Raw genomic sequence first — 15,088 nt, 5'->3', positions numbered from 1 at the left:
ATCGGGTGAACCAGCCCGTGGACCCCGCCGGTGACGGCGGGGTCATCGGTGCGCTCGAGCAGCACCTGCTCGGCGAGGCTCCCCACCTGACCCAGCAGCAGGTCGCCGACCGGGCCGGCGTCTCGGTCGACATGGCCAACGAGCTGTGGCACCTGCTCGGCTTCGCTCGCGTCCCCGACGACGCCGCCGCCTTCACGACCTCCGACGTGCGAGCCCTCGAGCTCGCCAGCGACCTGATCCGGCTCGGCGTGCTCAGCGCCGAACGCCAGGAGGGCCTGGTCCGCACGTGGGGCCGCAGCTTCGCCCGACTCGCCGACTGGCAGGTCGCGCTGCTCGCCGACGTCGCCCGCGAGATGGGCGCCGATCCCACCGTCGGCCTGCTCGCGATCTCCGACGAGATCATGCCGCGGGTCGAGGAGCTCCAGTCCTACGCCTGGCGCCGCCACCTGCTGAGCGCCGGTTCCCGGATGCTCGCCGAGTCGTCGTCGGGGGCAGCGACCACGCTGGCCGTCTGCTTCGTCGACATCGTCGGCTACACCTCCCGCTCCCGCACCCTCTCGGACCGTGAGCTGGTCGCATGGCTCGAGTCGTTCGAGGCCGCTGTCCTGCAGCTCACCGTCGACCGGGGCGGTCGGATCATCAAGAACATCGGTGACGAGCTGCTCATCGTCGCCGACTCCCCCGAGGCCATGGCCGAGATCGCCCTCGAGCTCACCCGCCGCGGCGCCGACCCCGCCGACCCGTTCCCCGCCGTGCGCGCCGGAGTCGCGTACGGCGACGTCGTCACCCGACTCGGGGACGTCTTCGGTCCGGTGGTCAACATCGCCGCCCGGCTGACCTCCGTGGCCCGCCCGAGCTCGGTGCTCATCGACCTCGGGATGTACGACGCGCTCTCCGGCCGCTCCGGGGAGGCGGATGACGAGCACGCCAACGACGACACCAGCGGCACGGCGTACCGCTTCCGGCGCCTGCGCCGCGTGTCCGTCAAGGGCTACTCACGACTGAAGGTCTGGGTCCTGCAGCTGTCCTGAGTGGCGCGCGAAGTGCGTGGTCTTCTCCCGCGAAGTGCGCGGGTTTCTCCGTCCAGGTGCGCGGCTTTCTCCTCCGGGGAGGAGCAGACAGCGCATCTCGGCGGAGAGGAGTCCGCACTTCGCAGGAGAAAACCACGCACTTCGGCGGAGAGAACCACGCACTTCGTCAGCGAATGGTGACCTGGCGGTTGGCGAGGCCGCTGCGCGCGGAGCGCTGCTCGGTGGTGAGCTCGGAGGTGTCGGCGAGCGCGGCGTCGAGCTTGGCCTTGAACGTCGTCGCGGCCTCCTCGAGCGGCTCAGGGCCGGTGCCGACGGGGAGGTCCCAGACCGGGGCGAGCAGGCCGTGGGCGCGGAACATGCCGACGAGGCGGGCCTCGGGGACGATCACGTCGTCGCCGGAGACGTGCAGGCGGGCGAGGGCGTCGAGCAGCACGTCCTCGGGCTCGGGCATCACCCAGCGCAGGTGCTCCTTGGAGCCCATCGCGGTCCAGTAGGCGGCGGTGACCTCGGTCAGGCGGGCGGTCGGAGCGGCAGCGCCGTCGGCAGCCTCCAGCGCCTGGGCGAGCTCGGAGCTGGCGTCCATGTCGGAGACCCAGAAGTCGAAGCCCTCGTGCACCTCGACGGCGAGCGGGCCGTCGGCGACGAGGTCCTGCAGACGCGGGCCCGTGCCGGGCGTGCTGGTCAGGCCGATCATCCCGGCACCCGGCTCGGCGGCGAGCGCCTCGAGGAGCACGGCACCCAGGTCGCGGGCGGGGTCACCGAACGCGTGCTGGACCTGCAGGCCCAGCCACACCTCGCCGGACTCGCGCACCAGTGCGGGCGCGGCCATCGGGAGGAGGGTGCAGAGCTTGACCACGCGGTCGGCGTACTCACCCGTGAGCGGGAGTACGGCGGTCGCCGCGGGAACGAGCTCGCGCAGCGCGACGATGTCGCACTCGGAGGCGAGGCCCTCGAAGGGCCGCTTGACGAAGACGTCGCCGCCGCCGGGGGCGCCGTGACAGGCCTTGTAGCGCTTGCCGGAGCCACAGGGGCAGGGCTGGCGCGGGCCGACCTCGCCGGGGGCGGTGTCAGCAGGGGCCTTGGTGCGGTTCTTCTTCGCCATGCGCGAAACCTACTCGCCGCCGCCGAAGCGTTCGTCGAGCAGGTCCAGCATGAAGCGGGGCCGGTCGCTGATCACGGCCTTCACCCCGAGCTCGAGGCAGACGTCGAGGTCCTTCTCCTTGTTGACCGTCCACACGTGGATGTCGCGTCCGCTGCGGACCAGGCTCTCGCGCAACCGGGGGTGCTGGCGCAGGATCTTGATGCCCGGGCCCACGGTCCAGTCGCGACCGATCACGCGTCGCAGCATCGGCCACTGGTTGGGCTTGTCGAACAGCTGCACCAGCTGCACCTCGGGGGCCAACCGCTCGACGCGCTGCAACGCGGTGAACGAGAAGCTCATGATCCGCACGGGCGCACCCGCCTGGTCCCAGCCGAAGTCGCGCAGCATCTCGACCAGCCGTTTCTCCACGAGGCCGCCGTACCTCGTCGGGTGCTTGGTCTCGATCGCCACCTCGACGCGGCGGTCGTAGTCCGCGACCGTCTCGAGCAGCTTGCGCAGGGTGAGCACTCCGCGCAGGTCCTCGTCCTCGTCAGGCGCCTCGTCGTCGAGGTCGGCCCACGGGTTCTTCCACGCTGCGAAGTCCAGCTCGGACAGGTCGGCGAGCTCCATGTTGGACACGACGCCCCTGTTGGCGGCCGTACGGCGCAGGTCGCGGTCGTGCACGCAGACGAGGTGCCCGTCGGCGGTGAGCCGCACGTCGCACTCGAGGCCACCGGCGCCCGTGTCGAGCGCTGCACGGTAGGCCGAGAGCGTGTGCTCGGCGAGCTCGTGACTGGCGCCGCGGTGGGCGACGACCTGGGGCCGCATGGTCCAAGCATGGCAGGCCGGGATCAGGGTCGGCACGCCCACCACCGGGGGCGAGATCAGTGCCGTCTCAGGGACCAACCGGGGTCGATCCCCGATGTGTGGCCCGCGCTGGCGAGGCACCGTTGAGTCATGAGCAACTACGACAACTACTCCTCGCCCGGTTCCACCACCACCACCGGCCGCCGGCTCACCCGCCGCAGCAACAACCGCATGGTCGCGGGGGTCTGCGGCGGCATCGCCGACCACCTCGGCATCGACGCCACCATCGTGCGGCTGCTGCTGGTCGCCGCCGTCGTGTTCGGCTTCGGCGCGGGCATCGTGCTGTACGTCGCAGGGTGGTGGCTGATGCCGGAGGCCTGATCCCGGGATCCAAATCTGACAGGCTGCTCCGGTGCCCACCCTCGTCGAACGCCTGCGCACCGCGGGCTGCGTGTTCGCCGAGGAGGAGGCCGCGGTGCTGGAGGAGACCGCGACCGGTCCCCGGCTCGAGGAGCTGGTGCTGCGCAGGATCGCCGGAGAGCCCCTCGAGTACGTCGTCGGCTGGGTCGCCTTCGACGGCGACCGGGTCGCGATCGATCCGGGCGTCTTCGTGCCGCGACAGCGCACGGCGTACCTCGTCGAGGTCGCCCACTCCCTGCTCTCCACCCGTGCCGACGAGCGGGCCGGCATCGTCCTCGACCTGTGCTGCGGGAGCGGCGCCCTCGGTCTGGCCCTCGCCCGGCGCCGCCCCGGCCTCCTGCTGCACGCCACCGACATCGACCCGGCGGCCGCCGCCTGCGCCGCCCGCAACCTCGCACCCGTGCGGGGCATCGCCCACCTGGGCGACCTCGCCGGTCCCGTGCCCACGGACCTTCGAGGGCAGGTCGACATGATCCTCGCGAACGTCCCCTACGTCCCCAGCGCCGCCGTGGCCCTGATGCCGCCGGAGTCCCGTGACCACGAGCCACTCGCCACGGTCGACGGAGGGGCGGACGGCCTGGACCTGCTGCGCCGGGTCGCCGCACTCGCGCCGTACTGGCTGAGGACCGGCGGCTCGGTGGTGTGCGAGGTGTCGGAGGCGCAGGTCGTCGCAGCGCTCGACACGTTCGGCGCCGCAGGACTGCACGCCCGGGTCCACCGCGACGAGCTCCGGGACGCCACCGTCGTCAGCGGCCTGGCCGCGGCAGATCGACGTCCGGAATCCGTCACCCGTTTCGACGCCGTTCCCTCGACCGACCCGCGCCGGCCGCGATAACCTCCTAGCTTGCGGGGCAGCGCGCTGTCCGCCATGGGGCCCGCACGACGAAGGGCACGAGAGAGTGACGGCGACAGCGCCACGGAGAACGCCTGCCATCGCAGAGCGGACCTGGATCCACGCCCTGCGCGGCGCCGCCGCCGGAGCCGTCGGGATGGTCCTCGTCGCGACCCTCACCTCCGGCTCGGGACGCATCGATCCCGAGGCCGCTCCGATCGCCACCCCGCCCCTGAGGCCCGCACCGATCCTCACCCCCGGACGGGGCCCCACCGCCGACCCCGCCCTGCCGACGGTCAGCGCCGGGGACACCAGCGCCCTCCCCCTCCAGGGGTACGTCGGCCTGCCGGCCTTCGCGCTCGGACCCGGCTCGGTCCTGCCCGCACAGGTCGCCGGGTCGCACGTCAGTGACATCCCCGCCGACGCACTGACGGCCTACCAGCGCGCCGCACTGATCCTGCAGAGCGCGCAGGACGACTGCGCCATCGAGTGGACGCTCCTCGCCGCGATCGGGCTGCTCGCCAGCGACCACGGCCGGGACGCACCGACCGCCCTCGGACCGGGCGTGCGCGTGCTGGCCGGTCCGCCCCTGACCTCGGCCGACGGGACACCGGTCGCCGACACCGACGGCGGCCGACTCGACGGCGACCCGCTCCACGACCGTGCCACCGGGCCGATGATGATCCCGCCGGCGACCTGGTCGGTCGTCGGGGTCGACGCCGACGACGACGGGAAGCGGGACCCCCAGGACCTCGACGACGCCACCCTCGCCGCCGCCGTCCTGCTCTGCAGCCCGGCCCCTGCGGCCACGGCCCGTCCCGATGCCCGCGCCGAGGGCGTCGTCCGGGCGATCGCGGAGCGCTTCGCCGGCGAGGAGCCCCCGGGCGGCCTGCTCACCATCGGGGACGCCCCGGTCGTCGTACCCGTCGGCAGCCTCGGGGACGGGTCCCCGGACGTCCGGCCCACCCGCGCCCGGAACAAGGGCCGCGGCCCCGGCACGGCACCCGAGCCGCGCCCGGAGCCGCACGCCACGGCCCGACCCGCACCGGTGCCCACGCCCCAGGCACCGCGTCCGTCCGGACCGGGCGACGACGAGGGACGCGGTCCGTGGACCTGCCCGACGCAACCCGATGACCCGACCGACCCGACCGAACCCGCTGACCCGACCGACCCGACCGAACCCGCTGACCCGACCGAACCCGCTGACCCGACGGAGCCGACCGGCGAGCCGCTCGATCCCGACGGCACCGGTCCGCTCGAGCCCACCTGCCCGGTCCCGCCCGGGACCGAGCCCACCACCGAGCCCACCACCGAGCCCACCACCGAGCCCGGGACCGACGTCAGCGTTCCTTCGCAGCCCTGACCAGCGCGCCACCGATGATCAGCCGCTGGATCTCGCTGGTGCCTTCGTACAACCGCAGCAACCGCACGTCGCGGTAGATCCGCTCGACCGCGACCCCGCGCAGGTAGCCCGAACCGCCGTGCACCTGGACCGCGAGATCCGCACACCGTCCGGCCATCTCGGTGCAGAAGACCTTCGCGGCACTGGGCCCGACCCGCCTGTCCTCCCCGGTGACGTAGCGACGCGCAGTGTCCCGCACGAGCGATCGTCCGGCCTCCAGGCCGATGAGCTGGTCGGCCAGCATCGCTTGCACGAGCTGGAAGTCGCCGATGACCGTGCCGCCCTGCGTGGCGCTCGCCGCGTGCGCCACCGACTCGTCCAGTGCGCGCTGCGCACAGCCGACCGCCAGGGCCGCGATGTGCACGCGGCCCCTGGCCAGGGAGGTGAGCGCGGCGCGGTACCCGGCCTCGGCGTCCCCGCCGACCAGCGCCTCCGGACCGACCCGCACGCCCCTGAAGGTGACCTCGGCGGTGCCCGAACCCTCGTGACCCATCTTGGCGTCCTTCGGGCCGACCTCCACCCCTGCGCTGTCGGCCGGCACGAGGAAGACCGCGATGCCGACGCCCTGCGCCGGCGCGGGGCGGAGCCGCGCGAAGACGACGAAGAGTCCGGCATCCGGGGCGTTGGTGATGAACTGCTTGCCACCCTCGATCACCCAGCCCTCGCCGTCAGCCGTGGCCGTCGTTCGCAGGCCCGCCGGGTTGGAGCCGGCTCCCGGCTCGGTCAGCGCGAACGAGGCAACCACCTCACCCGAGGCGAGCTCGGGCAGCCAGCGCCTCCGCTGCTCGTCGGTACCGAAGCCGACCAGCACCTGGCCGGCGATCCCGTTGTTCGTCCCGAACATCGACCGCACCGCCAGCGAGGTGTAGCCGAGCTCCATCGCGAGCTCGACGTCCTGGACGAGGTCGAGGCCGAGTCCGCCCCACTCCTGCGGGATGGCGTAGCCGAACATCCCCATCGCCGCGAGCTGGTCGCGCAGGTCGGAGGGGACCGCATCGGCGTCCATGATCTCCCGCTCCCGCGGGACGACCCGGGTGCGCACGAAGTCGGCCACCTGACCGCGGATGTCGGCGAAGACGTCGTCGGGGACGTCCGGGTTGCCGGGGTAGGTCATCGATCCTCCTGTGCGCTCTGTCGGATCAGCGGACGTAGGCCGTCACTCCGTAGGCCACACCGAAGGTGAGGGCCAGGACCAGCAGCGACAGCAGCAGCACCGGCAGCAGGCGTGCCCCGGCGGCACGACCGGGCCCGGCGTGACTGGGCCCTGCGTGACTGCGCCCGGCGGTCCGCACTGGTCCGGCGACCGAGGCAGCGTCCCGTTCGGCCGCGCGCAACGCGTCGACGAACGTGGGTACGTCGGGCCACCGGTCCTCCGGCGCCGGAGCGAGCGAGCGGAGCAGGACCTCATCGAAGGCCGGCGCCACGGCGGCCACCGTCGACGGCGCGGGCGGCAGACTCGGGACGGCGAGCGAACCGATCCCGCCGTCGCGCACGAGTCGACCGGTCATCAGGTGGTAGCCGACCGCGCCGAGCGCGTGGACGTCGGCGCGGAGGTCGAGGCCGATCCCGATCGCCTGCTCGGGCGCCATGTACGCCGGGGTGCCGACCACCTGGGTGAGGCCGCTCGCGTGCAGCATCGCCTTCGCGACCCCGAGGTCGGCGACCATCACCCGCTCCCCACCGTCGGGGGTGGAGCGGATCAGCAGGTTCTGCGGCTTCACGTCGCGATGGATCACGCCGTGGCGGTGCAGCACGGCGAGCCCGTCACCGGCCTGGGCGAGCAGGTCGACCGCCCGGGCCGCGGGGAGCGGGACGCCGGGCTCCAGCAGGTCTGCGAGCGAGCCGCGGTCGGCGTACGACATGACGAAGTAGGGGGTGCCGTCGACGGCACCGATGTCGTAGACCCGCACGACGTGGTCGGAGTCCGCGCGCCGCAGGATCCGGGCCTCCTCGAGGAAGCGCTCACAGACGTCCTCGCGCTGCGCCCAGTTGTCGGCGAGGGCCTTCACCGCGACGGGCGAGTCGAGCTCGTCGTCGTGGTAGAGCCAGACGGTCGCGAAACCACCGGCTCCGATCCGGTCCACCCGGCGAAGCCTCCCGAGACGTTCCGGCAGGGACACGCTGCGTATTGTGCCTGACGGGCGGCCGGCCACCGGGTCGACGTGCCCGACCTCGTCGCCCTCGGGAGGACCGCGATGGACACGCTCGACGCCGACCAGCTGGACGCCCTCGCCCTGCGGGCCGCCGCTGGCGACCGCGATGCGCTCGAGGACCTGCTCGCCGCGATCCAGCCGCGGGTACGCCGCATCTGCGGGCGGATGCTGCTCCACCCGCAGGACGCCGAGGAGGCGACGCAGGACGCGCTGCTCCTGGTCGCGACCAAGATCGGCACCTTCGCCGGTCGGAGCAGGTTCACCACGTGGCTGCACGCCGTGGCCTCCAACAGCGCCCGGTCGACGTACCGCTCCTTGAAGCGGCGCGCCTCCGAGGTCGCCGTCGACGAGCTGCCGGTGCACGCCGATCCGCGCACGACCAGCGTGATCGCCGGCAGTCGCCTCGATCTGCTCGAGGCGCTGGAGGTGCTCGCCGCCAGCAGTCCCGACCTGGTCGAGCCGCTCGTCCTGCGCGACATCCAGGAGCTCGACTACAACGAGATCGCCCGGCTGCTCGACACCCCGCTCGGCACCATCAAGTCCCGCATCCACCACGCCCGACAGGCGATCCGGCCACTCCTGCGCGTCCAGGACTGACCGATCTGCCTGCCTAGGAGACGGAACCGAGGACGACATTGCCCTCGACCTCGGCCACCTTCGCGCAGGCGCCGGTCGTGACGTCGCACCGGCTGATCGACTGCGTGTTGGAGTTGTCCTCGGCGGTCAGGGTGAACACCGTGTCGGCCTGCTCGGCCCACTCGGCACCGATCAGGTAGTTGCCCGGGTCGAACTCGTGCACCAGGTTGCCGGTGGTCGCGTCGATCACCTCGAGCCCCGAGGGTGCCGGACCGTCCGTGACGGTGCGGCCGACGAGGACCTGCTCGCCGTCCGGTGAGTACGGCGCCGCCGAGGCCGGGCCGGTCTCGCAGTGGGTCCACCAGAGGTCGACCGCATCCATCCGCCCGCCCGTCAGGCAACCGGCGCCCGGCACCTCCGACGACGGCTCGGTGTCGTCGTAGGTCGCGATCGCGAACCGTCCGTCGGCCGAGGTCAGCGGCACCTGGACCGTGCGCGGCAGGACGAGGAGCTCGTGCGACCACTGGTCGGTCTCGGTCTGGACGATCAGCGTCTCACCGTTGGACCGCCATCCCGTGAGCACGCCCCTCGCGGTGATCGCGATGCCCGGCTCGATGTCGGGCCTGGTCATGAACTCCAGCTCCTCACCGGGCCCGTCGACCACGTCCAGCGGGGTGGCCTTGCGGGTGGCGAACTCGGCGGCCTTCCAGTTCACCCCGTTGCCGTAGAGGACCCGGTCACGCTCGGCGGTGAGGTCGAAGCTCCCCCGCCACTCGCCGATGCGCCACGCGGAGCCCTTCTCGGGCACGAAGGTCCCGGTGAAGAGCGGGTCGCCGCTGCTGTCAGTGCCGTTCTCCACGACCAGCCAGCCGCCGTCGACCCGGGCCAGCTCGAGGACGTCGGAGTCCGCGATCCCGGTGGGGACCGGAACGTTCTGGCTGCCGTCGTGGATCGCACCGTCGGCGTAGTAGAACAGCGCGTCGGCGGGGTCCTTCGATTCACCGGAGCTCTCCTCGCCGGTCGGCGTCGCCGGCGTGGAGCCCGAAGCCGCCGGGCGCTTGTCCTCCTGCGTCCCGACGGTGGTGACGGCCAGGGCGATGCCGCCCGTGGTGCCGACGACAGCGGCAACAGCAAGGGCGACGACAGTGGTGCGGCTCATGACAAGTTCCTCCCGGAGTTGATCGTGCCCGGTGTGATGCACGGGAACCGCGATTGGTTCTCCGCGATCGGCCTCAACTCTGGAGGAACCCGGGCGCGAGAGCGGCACCCAGGGCCGTCAGGTGCTCGACGAGCGCGTCGGCATCCGCCTCGACCAGTCCCGAGCGCCAGGCGAGCATGGTCTCGACGAAGCCGCCGATGCCCATCAGGACGTTGACCCGGAAGGCCACCTCGTCGATGTCGTCGCGCAGGTGCGGGCGGGCCAGCTCGATCAGCAGCGCGACGGCCATCTGGATCGTCTCGCGGCGCCGCTGTTCGAGCACCGCACTGCCGGCGTGGTCCCCGAACACGATCTGCGCTCGCTGGGGCTCGTCGCCGACATGGTGGACGACGGCGAACAGCGCGGCCCGCAGCTGGTCGAGGGGCCCCTGGTCGGCGTACGGCGTGATGGCGTCGAGCAGCATCTGCAGGGTCTCGTCGCGCATCTGGTCCCAGAGCGTGGCCAGGAGGGCGTCGCGGTCGGCGAAGTTCTCGTAGAAGTACCGGTCCGTCAGCGTGGCGCGCGCGCAGACGCCGCGCATCGTGACGGCCGCCCAGCCGCTCTCCTGCCAGATGTCGAGCGCGGCCGTGACCAGGGCGTCGCGACGTTCGCGGCGGCGCTGGTCGGCCGTCTTGCCGGCATACCGGCGGCGCGGGGCGGGTGCGGAACTTTCCACCCGAACATCTTGACGGCATGTGCCCTCAGAATGCAATGTGAGGGCATGCGCCTTCAGAATTCGGGTCCGCACCGGGGCTCGGTCCGCAGCCGACTCGCTGCCGAGACCACCTCGCGCACGCTGCGTCCGCTCACGGCCTTCATCCCGGCCAACCGGCGAGGGGTGCGCTTCGCGCGCCACCTCGTCGCCCACAGCCTCGCCGTCTTCGGGCCGCCGCTGCGCGGTAGCCGCGTGGTGCGGGTCGCGCCACCGCTCGGCACCGGCCCGACGCCCCGCGGCGAGTGGGTCCGTGGACCCGGCGCCGAGCGCGAGGACGGCGTGATCCTCTACGTCCACGGCAGCGCCTTCACGATCTGCTCGGCCCGCACCCACCGCGGGATCACGACCCGGCTGTCGGCGAAGACCGGCCTCCCGGTGTTCGCCTGCGACTACCGACTCGCGCCCGGGCACCGCTTCCCCGCCGCGGCCGACGACGTCCGTGCGGCCTACGAGTGGCTGATCGGCGAGGGCCACGACCCGGCCCGGATCGTGCTCGCCGGCGACTCGGCCGGCGGTCACCTCGCGGTCGACCTCGCCCTCGAGCTGATCCGGGAGGACCGCACTCCCCCGGCGGCACTCATCGCGTTCTCCCCCGTGCTCGACCTGTCGATGTCACTGGCAGCGGCTCGCGAACGGATGCGACCCGACCCGATGATCTCCGCCGCCCGTGCGGCCCGCCTGCTCGACCTCTACATCGACGGCCACGACCGCACGGCACCGCGACTGAGCTTCTCCTTCTCCGGCGCCGACCGGTTCCCCGCGACGCTCGTGCAGGCCGGGGGCCGGGAGATGCTCGCGGCCGACGCGATCGAGCTCGCTCGCGGCCTGGAGTCCGCCGGAGCGAGTTGTCAGCTCGAGGTCTGGCCCGACCAGATGCACGTCTTCCAGGCACTGACGCGGGTGGTTCCCGAGGCCGACCGGGCACTGGACACCGCCGCCGGGTTCATCGACGACCAGCTCGAGGTCCAGCGCCGTCGCAGCGCGTTGACCCTCGTCCCCACCGCTCAGGAGGCGTGATGGCACGACGTACGAAGAATGCGGACGCAGTGGTGACCGGCGCGGGGAGCGGCATCGGCCGCGCCGTCGCCCGCGAGATCGCTCGTCGCGGTGGCCGGGTCGTGGTGGCCGACGTCGACGACGTGGGCGCCAAGGAGACCGTCGCCGCGATCGAGGCTGCCGGCGGCGAGGCACTGGCCGTCGACTGCGATGTCGCCGACCTCGCCCAGGTCCAGGCCCTGCACGACACCGCGCTCGACTGGCTCGACCGGCCACCCCACCTGGTCGTGAACAACGCCGGGATCGGTGCCGGCGGCAAGGTCGTCGGCGAGGCGCCGATGTCCGAGTGGCAGCGCACCCTCGGCATCAACCTGTGGGGCGTGATCAACGGCTGCCACGTGTTCGTGCCGACGCTGCGGGCAGCCGGACGTGGCGGCATCATCAACGTCGCCTCCGCCGCGGGGTTCACCGCAGCACCACGGATGGCGGCCTACAACGTCAGCAAGGCCGGCGTGGTCAGCCTCTCCGAGACCCTCGCCGCCGAGCTCACCGGCACCGGCGTCGCAGTGACGGTGCTCTGCCCGACCTTCGTGAAGACGAACATCTTCGACGGCGACCTGATCGACCCCGGCGCGGCCGGTCTCGCCCGCCGGATCGCCGGCATCGCGGGCTTCTCGGCCGACCGGGTCGCCCGCACGACCCTCGACGCCCACGACAAGGGCCGTCTGTACGTCGTCCCGCAGCTCGACGCGCAGCTGCTGTGGCGCACCAAGCGGCTCCTGCCTGCGCCGTACACCCGCGCAGCCGGCCTGCTGGGACGGTTCGTCCCCGACGCCGAACCGACCACACCGGCACACCAGACCGACCAGACAGACCAGACCGACCAGACAGGGGCGACCCGATGAGCACCACCTTCGACTACGACTTCGACGCGATGCTGCAGACCATCAAGGACAAGCAGTGGTCGCTCGCCGACATCGACTGGGACGCTCCCGGCGCCGAGACCATGACCGACGAGCTGCGCGCCAAGATGCAGCCCTTCATGGCCGACCTGGTGTGGATCGAGCACGTCGGGGCGCGCGGGTTCGCCTCCCTGGCGAAGAAGGCACCGACCCCCACGATCAAGCGGATCTACGAGTACTTCCACGCCGAGGAGCAGAAGCACGCCAACGCCGAGCTCGCGCTGATGAAGCGCTGGGGCATGCTCGGCGAGGACGGCAAGGCACCCGAGCCGAACATCAACGTCAAGCTCGCCATCAAGGTCCTCGACGACTACGGCGACACGCTGCCGCTGACGGGACTGGCCACCCTGATCCCCCTGCTGGAGTGCGCCCTCGACGGTGCGCTGGTGAAGTTCCTGCTCGACGAGGTCTCCGATCCCGTCTGCCACGAGGTGTTCCGCCACATCAACTCCGACGAGGCACGCCACATCACCGTCGACTTCAAGGTGCTCGAGCTGATCGGTGCGGGCCCGCTGCACAAGCTGCTCATCGAGTCGATCGCGCTGCTCCAGCCGCAGGTCGTGCTCGGCCTGATCGTCGTGTTCACCCCGTTGATCAACAAGATGCGCGACAACATCGTGGCGATGGGGCTGCCCGAGCAGAAGCTCTACAACGCGGTGAAGCGCTTCACGACGATCGGTTCACGCGGCGACTACACCAGCCGCATCCCGGCCTACCACGTGCTCCGGGCACAGGCAGCGATGGTGATCGACCGGACCTCGCCGTACCACCGTCTCCTCGCCGACCCGATGGTCAGGCTGACCTCGTTCATCCCGGCCAAGGTGCTCGGCAAGCCGCAGGCCTGGGTCGAGGAACTGACGCACGAGCCGATCGCGTCATGACCGGAACCGAGGAGTACGCCGGGCTGCTGCTGCGCGCCGACGAGTGGCGGGGCCGCGCCTTCACCGGCATGAGCGTCGCGGTGCTCGCCCCCGGCCGTGAGGCGGCCGTGATCGTGCCGGAGGTCGCCCGGACCGCGCGCGAGGTCAAGGTGTTCCAGGAGGAGCCGGACTGGCTGGTGCCGTGGCCGGTGCCGCTGCCCGGACCGCTGCGCCGACCGGCCGCCCGGCTGCACCTGCGTCTCGCGGTGAAGGACCCGTGGATCCGGCGCCGGCTCACCCCCGACGGCCGCTTCAACACCCGGCGGCCACGCGTCGACGGCCGCTACTACGCCGCGCTCCAGCAGGACGGCTGCACGCTGATCTCGTGGCCGATCTATGCGTTCGTGCCCGAGGGCGTTCGCAGCGCCGAAGGCATCGAGCACCACGTCGACTGCGTGATCCTCGGCGCCGCTTCCGTGCACGCCGCCCCCTCCATCCCCGCCCAGCGAGAGGAATCCTGCGCATGAGCAGCCCGACCGAAGCGACCGAACTGGTCAGCGCCCCCGAACAGCCGCACCACGAGGTCGTCATCATCGGCGGAGGCTTCTCCGGGATCGGCGCCGCGATCCTGCTCGACCGCGCCGGCTTCACCGACTACCTCCTGCTCGAGGCCGGCGACGGCCTCGGCGGCGCCTGGCACTGGAACACCTATCCCGGCGTGGCCGTCGACATCCCGTCCTTCAGCTACCAGTTCTCCTTCGAGCAGGTCGCCGGCTGGTCGCGTGTCTACGCGCCCGGCCGCGAGCTCAAGGCCTACGCCGAGCACTGCGTCGACAAGTACGACGTACGCCGCCGCACCCGGTTGCGCACCACCGTCACCGGCGCTGCCTTCGACGACGTCGCGCACCTGTGGCGCCTGGAGATCGACGGCAGCGACCCGATCACCGCCCGCCACGTCGTCAGCGCGACGGGTGTCCTCACCCAGCCGAAGCTGCCCGACATCGACGGCCTGCCCGACTACACCGGCACCGTGATGCACACCGCGCGCTGGGACCACACCGTCGACCTCACCGGGCGCCGGGTCGCGATCATCGGAACCGGCGCCTCAGCGGTGCAGGCGATCCCGCACCTCGCGCGCACCGCCGAGCACCTCACCGTCTTCCAGCGCACCCCGATCTGGTGCCTGCCGAAGCCCGACGCTCCCCTGCCCGGTCTCGCCCGGGCCGCGCTGCGGTCCGTCCCCGGCGCCCGCCGCGTCTCGCGTCTGGCGAGCCAGGCCTTCGTCGAGCTGACCTTCCCGGTCGCCGCCCACTTCGCCGGCCTGGTGCCCGTGGCGGCCGTGGGCGAGCGCATCGGGCACACCCACCTGCGCCAGGCCGTGAAGGACCCCCGCACGCGGGCGAAGCTCACGCCGGCGTACGCCCTGGGCTGCAAGCGTCCGAGCTTCTCCAACGCCTACCTGCCGACCTTCAACCGCGACGACGTGACCCTGGAGACCACCTCGATCTCGGAGGTCACCCCCACCGGGGTCCGCACCGTCGACGGCACCGAGCACACCGCTGACGTGCTGGTGCTCGCGACCGGCTTCAAGGTGTTCGAGAAGGGCAACATGCCGCCGTTCACCGTGCGCGGCGCGAACGGGCTCGACCTGGAGAAGTGGTGGGAGGAGAACCGCTTCCAGGCCTACCAGGGCGTCAGCGTCCCGGGGTTCCCGAACTTCTTCACGATCCTGGGGCCGTACGGCTACAACGGCTCGTCGTACTTCAACCTGATCGAGACCCAGAGCGCCCACATCGTGCGGGCGCTGCGCAAGGCGCGCAAGGACGGCGCCACCCGCGTCGAGGTCACCGCCGAGGCGAACGCCGACTACCTCGCCTCCGCGCTCGGTCGCCGCGGCAACCAGGTGTTCTTCCAGGAGTCGTGCGGAGTGGCCAACAGCTACTACTTCGACGTCAACGGCGACGTACCGTTCCGGCCCGCGACGACGCTGGAGACCATGTGGGCCGCCAGGCGCTACCCGCTCGACGCCTACGAGTTCACCGCCTGAACGGCTCC

Annotated in this window: 16 protein-coding genes; 10 read left to right on the top strand and 6 right to left on the bottom strand. The window is 72.0% G+C overall.

Features of this window, described 5'->3' with window-relative positions:
- Positions 1 to 5 precede the first annotated feature (5 nt).
- Positions 6 to 1,031, top strand: coding sequence for an adenylate/guanylate cyclase domain-containing protein (locus ASE01_RS04830; protein ID WP_235535867.1), 1,026 nt, complete (start codon positions 6 to 8; stop codon positions 1,029 to 1,031).
- Between the two features lie 166 nt (positions 1,032 to 1,197).
- Here ASE01_RS04830 and ASE01_RS04825 read toward each other — a convergent pair whose 3' ends face one another.
- Entirely contained in the window at positions 1,198 to 2,133 is a 936-nt protein-coding gene (locus ASE01_RS04825; RefSeq protein ID WP_056749008.1) for a DUF5926 family protein, read from the bottom strand.
- Between the two features lie 9 nt (positions 2,134 to 2,142).
- Positions 2,143 to 2,940, bottom strand: a complete 798-nt coding sequence (locus ASE01_RS04820) for a glycerophosphodiester phosphodiesterase (RefSeq protein WP_056749341.1) — start codon at positions 2,938 to 2,940, stop codon at positions 2,143 to 2,145.
- Between the two features lie 129 nt (positions 2,941 to 3,069).
- Here ASE01_RS04820 and ASE01_RS04815 point away from each other — a divergent pair, with 129 nt between their 5' ends.
- From ASE01_RS04815 to ASE01_RS25485, 3 genes are all read left to right on the top strand, one after another.
- Positions 3,070 to 3,300: a PspC domain-containing protein gene (locus ASE01_RS04815; RefSeq protein WP_056749005.1), complete on the top strand. Its 231-nt coding sequence runs from the start codon at positions 3,070 to 3,072 to the stop codon at positions 3,298 to 3,300.
- A gap of 31 nt (positions 3,301 to 3,331) precedes the next feature.
- Complete coding sequence (locus tag ASE01_RS04810; protein ID WP_082605824.1) at positions 3,332 to 4,174, top strand: putative protein N(5)-glutamine methyltransferase; 843 nt, start codon at positions 3,332 to 3,334, stop codon at positions 4,172 to 4,174.
- A gap of 64 nt (positions 4,175 to 4,238) precedes the next feature.
- Positions 4,239 to 5,534: a hypothetical protein gene (locus ASE01_RS25485; protein ID WP_157537101.1), complete on the top strand. Its 1,296-nt coding sequence runs from the start codon at positions 4,239 to 4,241 to the stop codon at positions 5,532 to 5,534.
- Here ASE01_RS25485 and ASE01_RS04800 read toward each other — a convergent pair.
- Both ASE01_RS04800 and ASE01_RS23860 read right to left on the bottom strand, forming a co-directional pair.
- Positions 5,512 to 6,687, bottom strand: a complete 1,176-nt coding sequence (locus tag ASE01_RS04800; protein WP_056749002.1) for an acyl-CoA dehydrogenase family protein — start codon at positions 6,685 to 6,687, stop codon at positions 5,512 to 5,514. The two genes, ASE01_RS25485 and ASE01_RS04800, sit on opposite strands and share 23 nt — an antisense overlap.
- 25 nt (positions 6,688 to 6,712) lie before the next feature.
- Positions 6,713 to 7,693 carry a serine/threonine-protein kinase gene (locus tag ASE01_RS23860; protein WP_162260267.1) on the bottom strand — a complete coding sequence of 327 codons (981 nt, stop codon included), beginning with the start codon at positions 7,691 to 7,693 and terminating at the stop codon, positions 6,713 to 6,715.
- A gap of 42 nt (positions 7,694 to 7,735) precedes the next feature.
- Here ASE01_RS23860 and ASE01_RS24285 point away from each other — a divergent pair, with 42 nt between their 5' ends.
- Complete coding sequence (locus tag ASE01_RS24285; RefSeq protein ID WP_235535866.1) at positions 7,736 to 8,323, top strand: RNA polymerase sigma factor; 588 nt, start codon at positions 7,736 to 7,738, stop codon at positions 8,321 to 8,323.
- 13 nt (positions 8,324 to 8,336) lie between these two features.
- Here ASE01_RS24285 and ASE01_RS04785 read toward each other — a convergent pair whose 3' ends face one another.
- Positions 8,337 to 9,461: a hypothetical protein gene (locus ASE01_RS04785; RefSeq protein ID WP_056748999.1), complete on the bottom strand. Its 1,125-nt coding sequence runs from the start codon at positions 9,459 to 9,461 to the stop codon at positions 8,337 to 8,339.
- A 73-nt stretch (positions 9,462 to 9,534) separates the two neighbouring features.
- Entirely contained in the window at positions 9,535 to 10,176 is a 642-nt protein-coding gene (locus ASE01_RS04780) for a TetR/AcrR family transcriptional regulator (protein WP_056748997.1), read from the bottom strand.
- 45 nt (positions 10,177 to 10,221) lie between these two features.
- On the opposite strand from ASE01_RS04780, the gene ASE01_RS04775 reads away from it, so the two are divergent.
- Genes ASE01_RS04775 through ASE01_RS04755 form a run of 5 tightly spaced genes read left to right on the top strand, consistent with a single transcriptional unit; the run spans position 10,222 to position 15,080 of the window.
- Positions 10,222 to 11,232, top strand: a complete 1,011-nt coding sequence (locus ASE01_RS04775) for an alpha/beta hydrolase (protein WP_056748995.1) — start codon at positions 10,222 to 10,224, stop codon at positions 11,230 to 11,232.
- Positions 11,232 to 12,116, top strand: coding sequence for an SDR family NAD(P)-dependent oxidoreductase (locus ASE01_RS04770; protein ID WP_082605822.1), 885 nt, complete (start codon positions 11,232 to 11,234; stop codon positions 12,114 to 12,116). The genes ASE01_RS04775 and ASE01_RS04770 overlap by 1 nt, the downstream gene beginning before the upstream one ends.
- Positions 12,113 to 13,054 carry a ferritin-like domain-containing protein gene (locus ASE01_RS04765; RefSeq protein ID WP_056748993.1) on the top strand — a complete coding sequence of 314 codons (942 nt, stop codon included), beginning with the start codon at positions 12,113 to 12,115 and terminating at the stop codon, positions 13,052 to 13,054. The genes ASE01_RS04770 and ASE01_RS04765 overlap by 4 nt, the downstream gene beginning before the upstream one ends.
- On the top strand, positions 13,051 to 13,560 hold the full coding sequence (locus tag ASE01_RS04760; protein WP_056748992.1) for a hypothetical protein: 510 nt from the start codon (positions 13,051 to 13,053) through the stop codon (positions 13,558 to 13,560). The genes ASE01_RS04765 and ASE01_RS04760 overlap by 4 nt, the downstream gene beginning before the upstream one ends.
- A complete protein-coding gene (locus tag ASE01_RS04755) occupies positions 13,557 to 15,080 on the top strand; it encodes a flavin-containing monooxygenase (protein WP_056748990.1) in 1,524 nt (507 codons plus the stop codon). The genes ASE01_RS04760 and ASE01_RS04755 overlap by 4 nt, the downstream gene beginning before the upstream one ends.
- Positions 15,081 to 15,088: the final 8 nt, after the last annotated feature.

It is taken from the genome of Nocardioides sp. Root190, assembly GCF_001428565.1.
Lineage (GTDB): Bacteria > Actinomycetota > Actinomycetes > Propionibacteriales > Nocardioidaceae > Nocardioides.
This window is presented reverse-complemented; position numbering and strand designations above follow the sequence as displayed.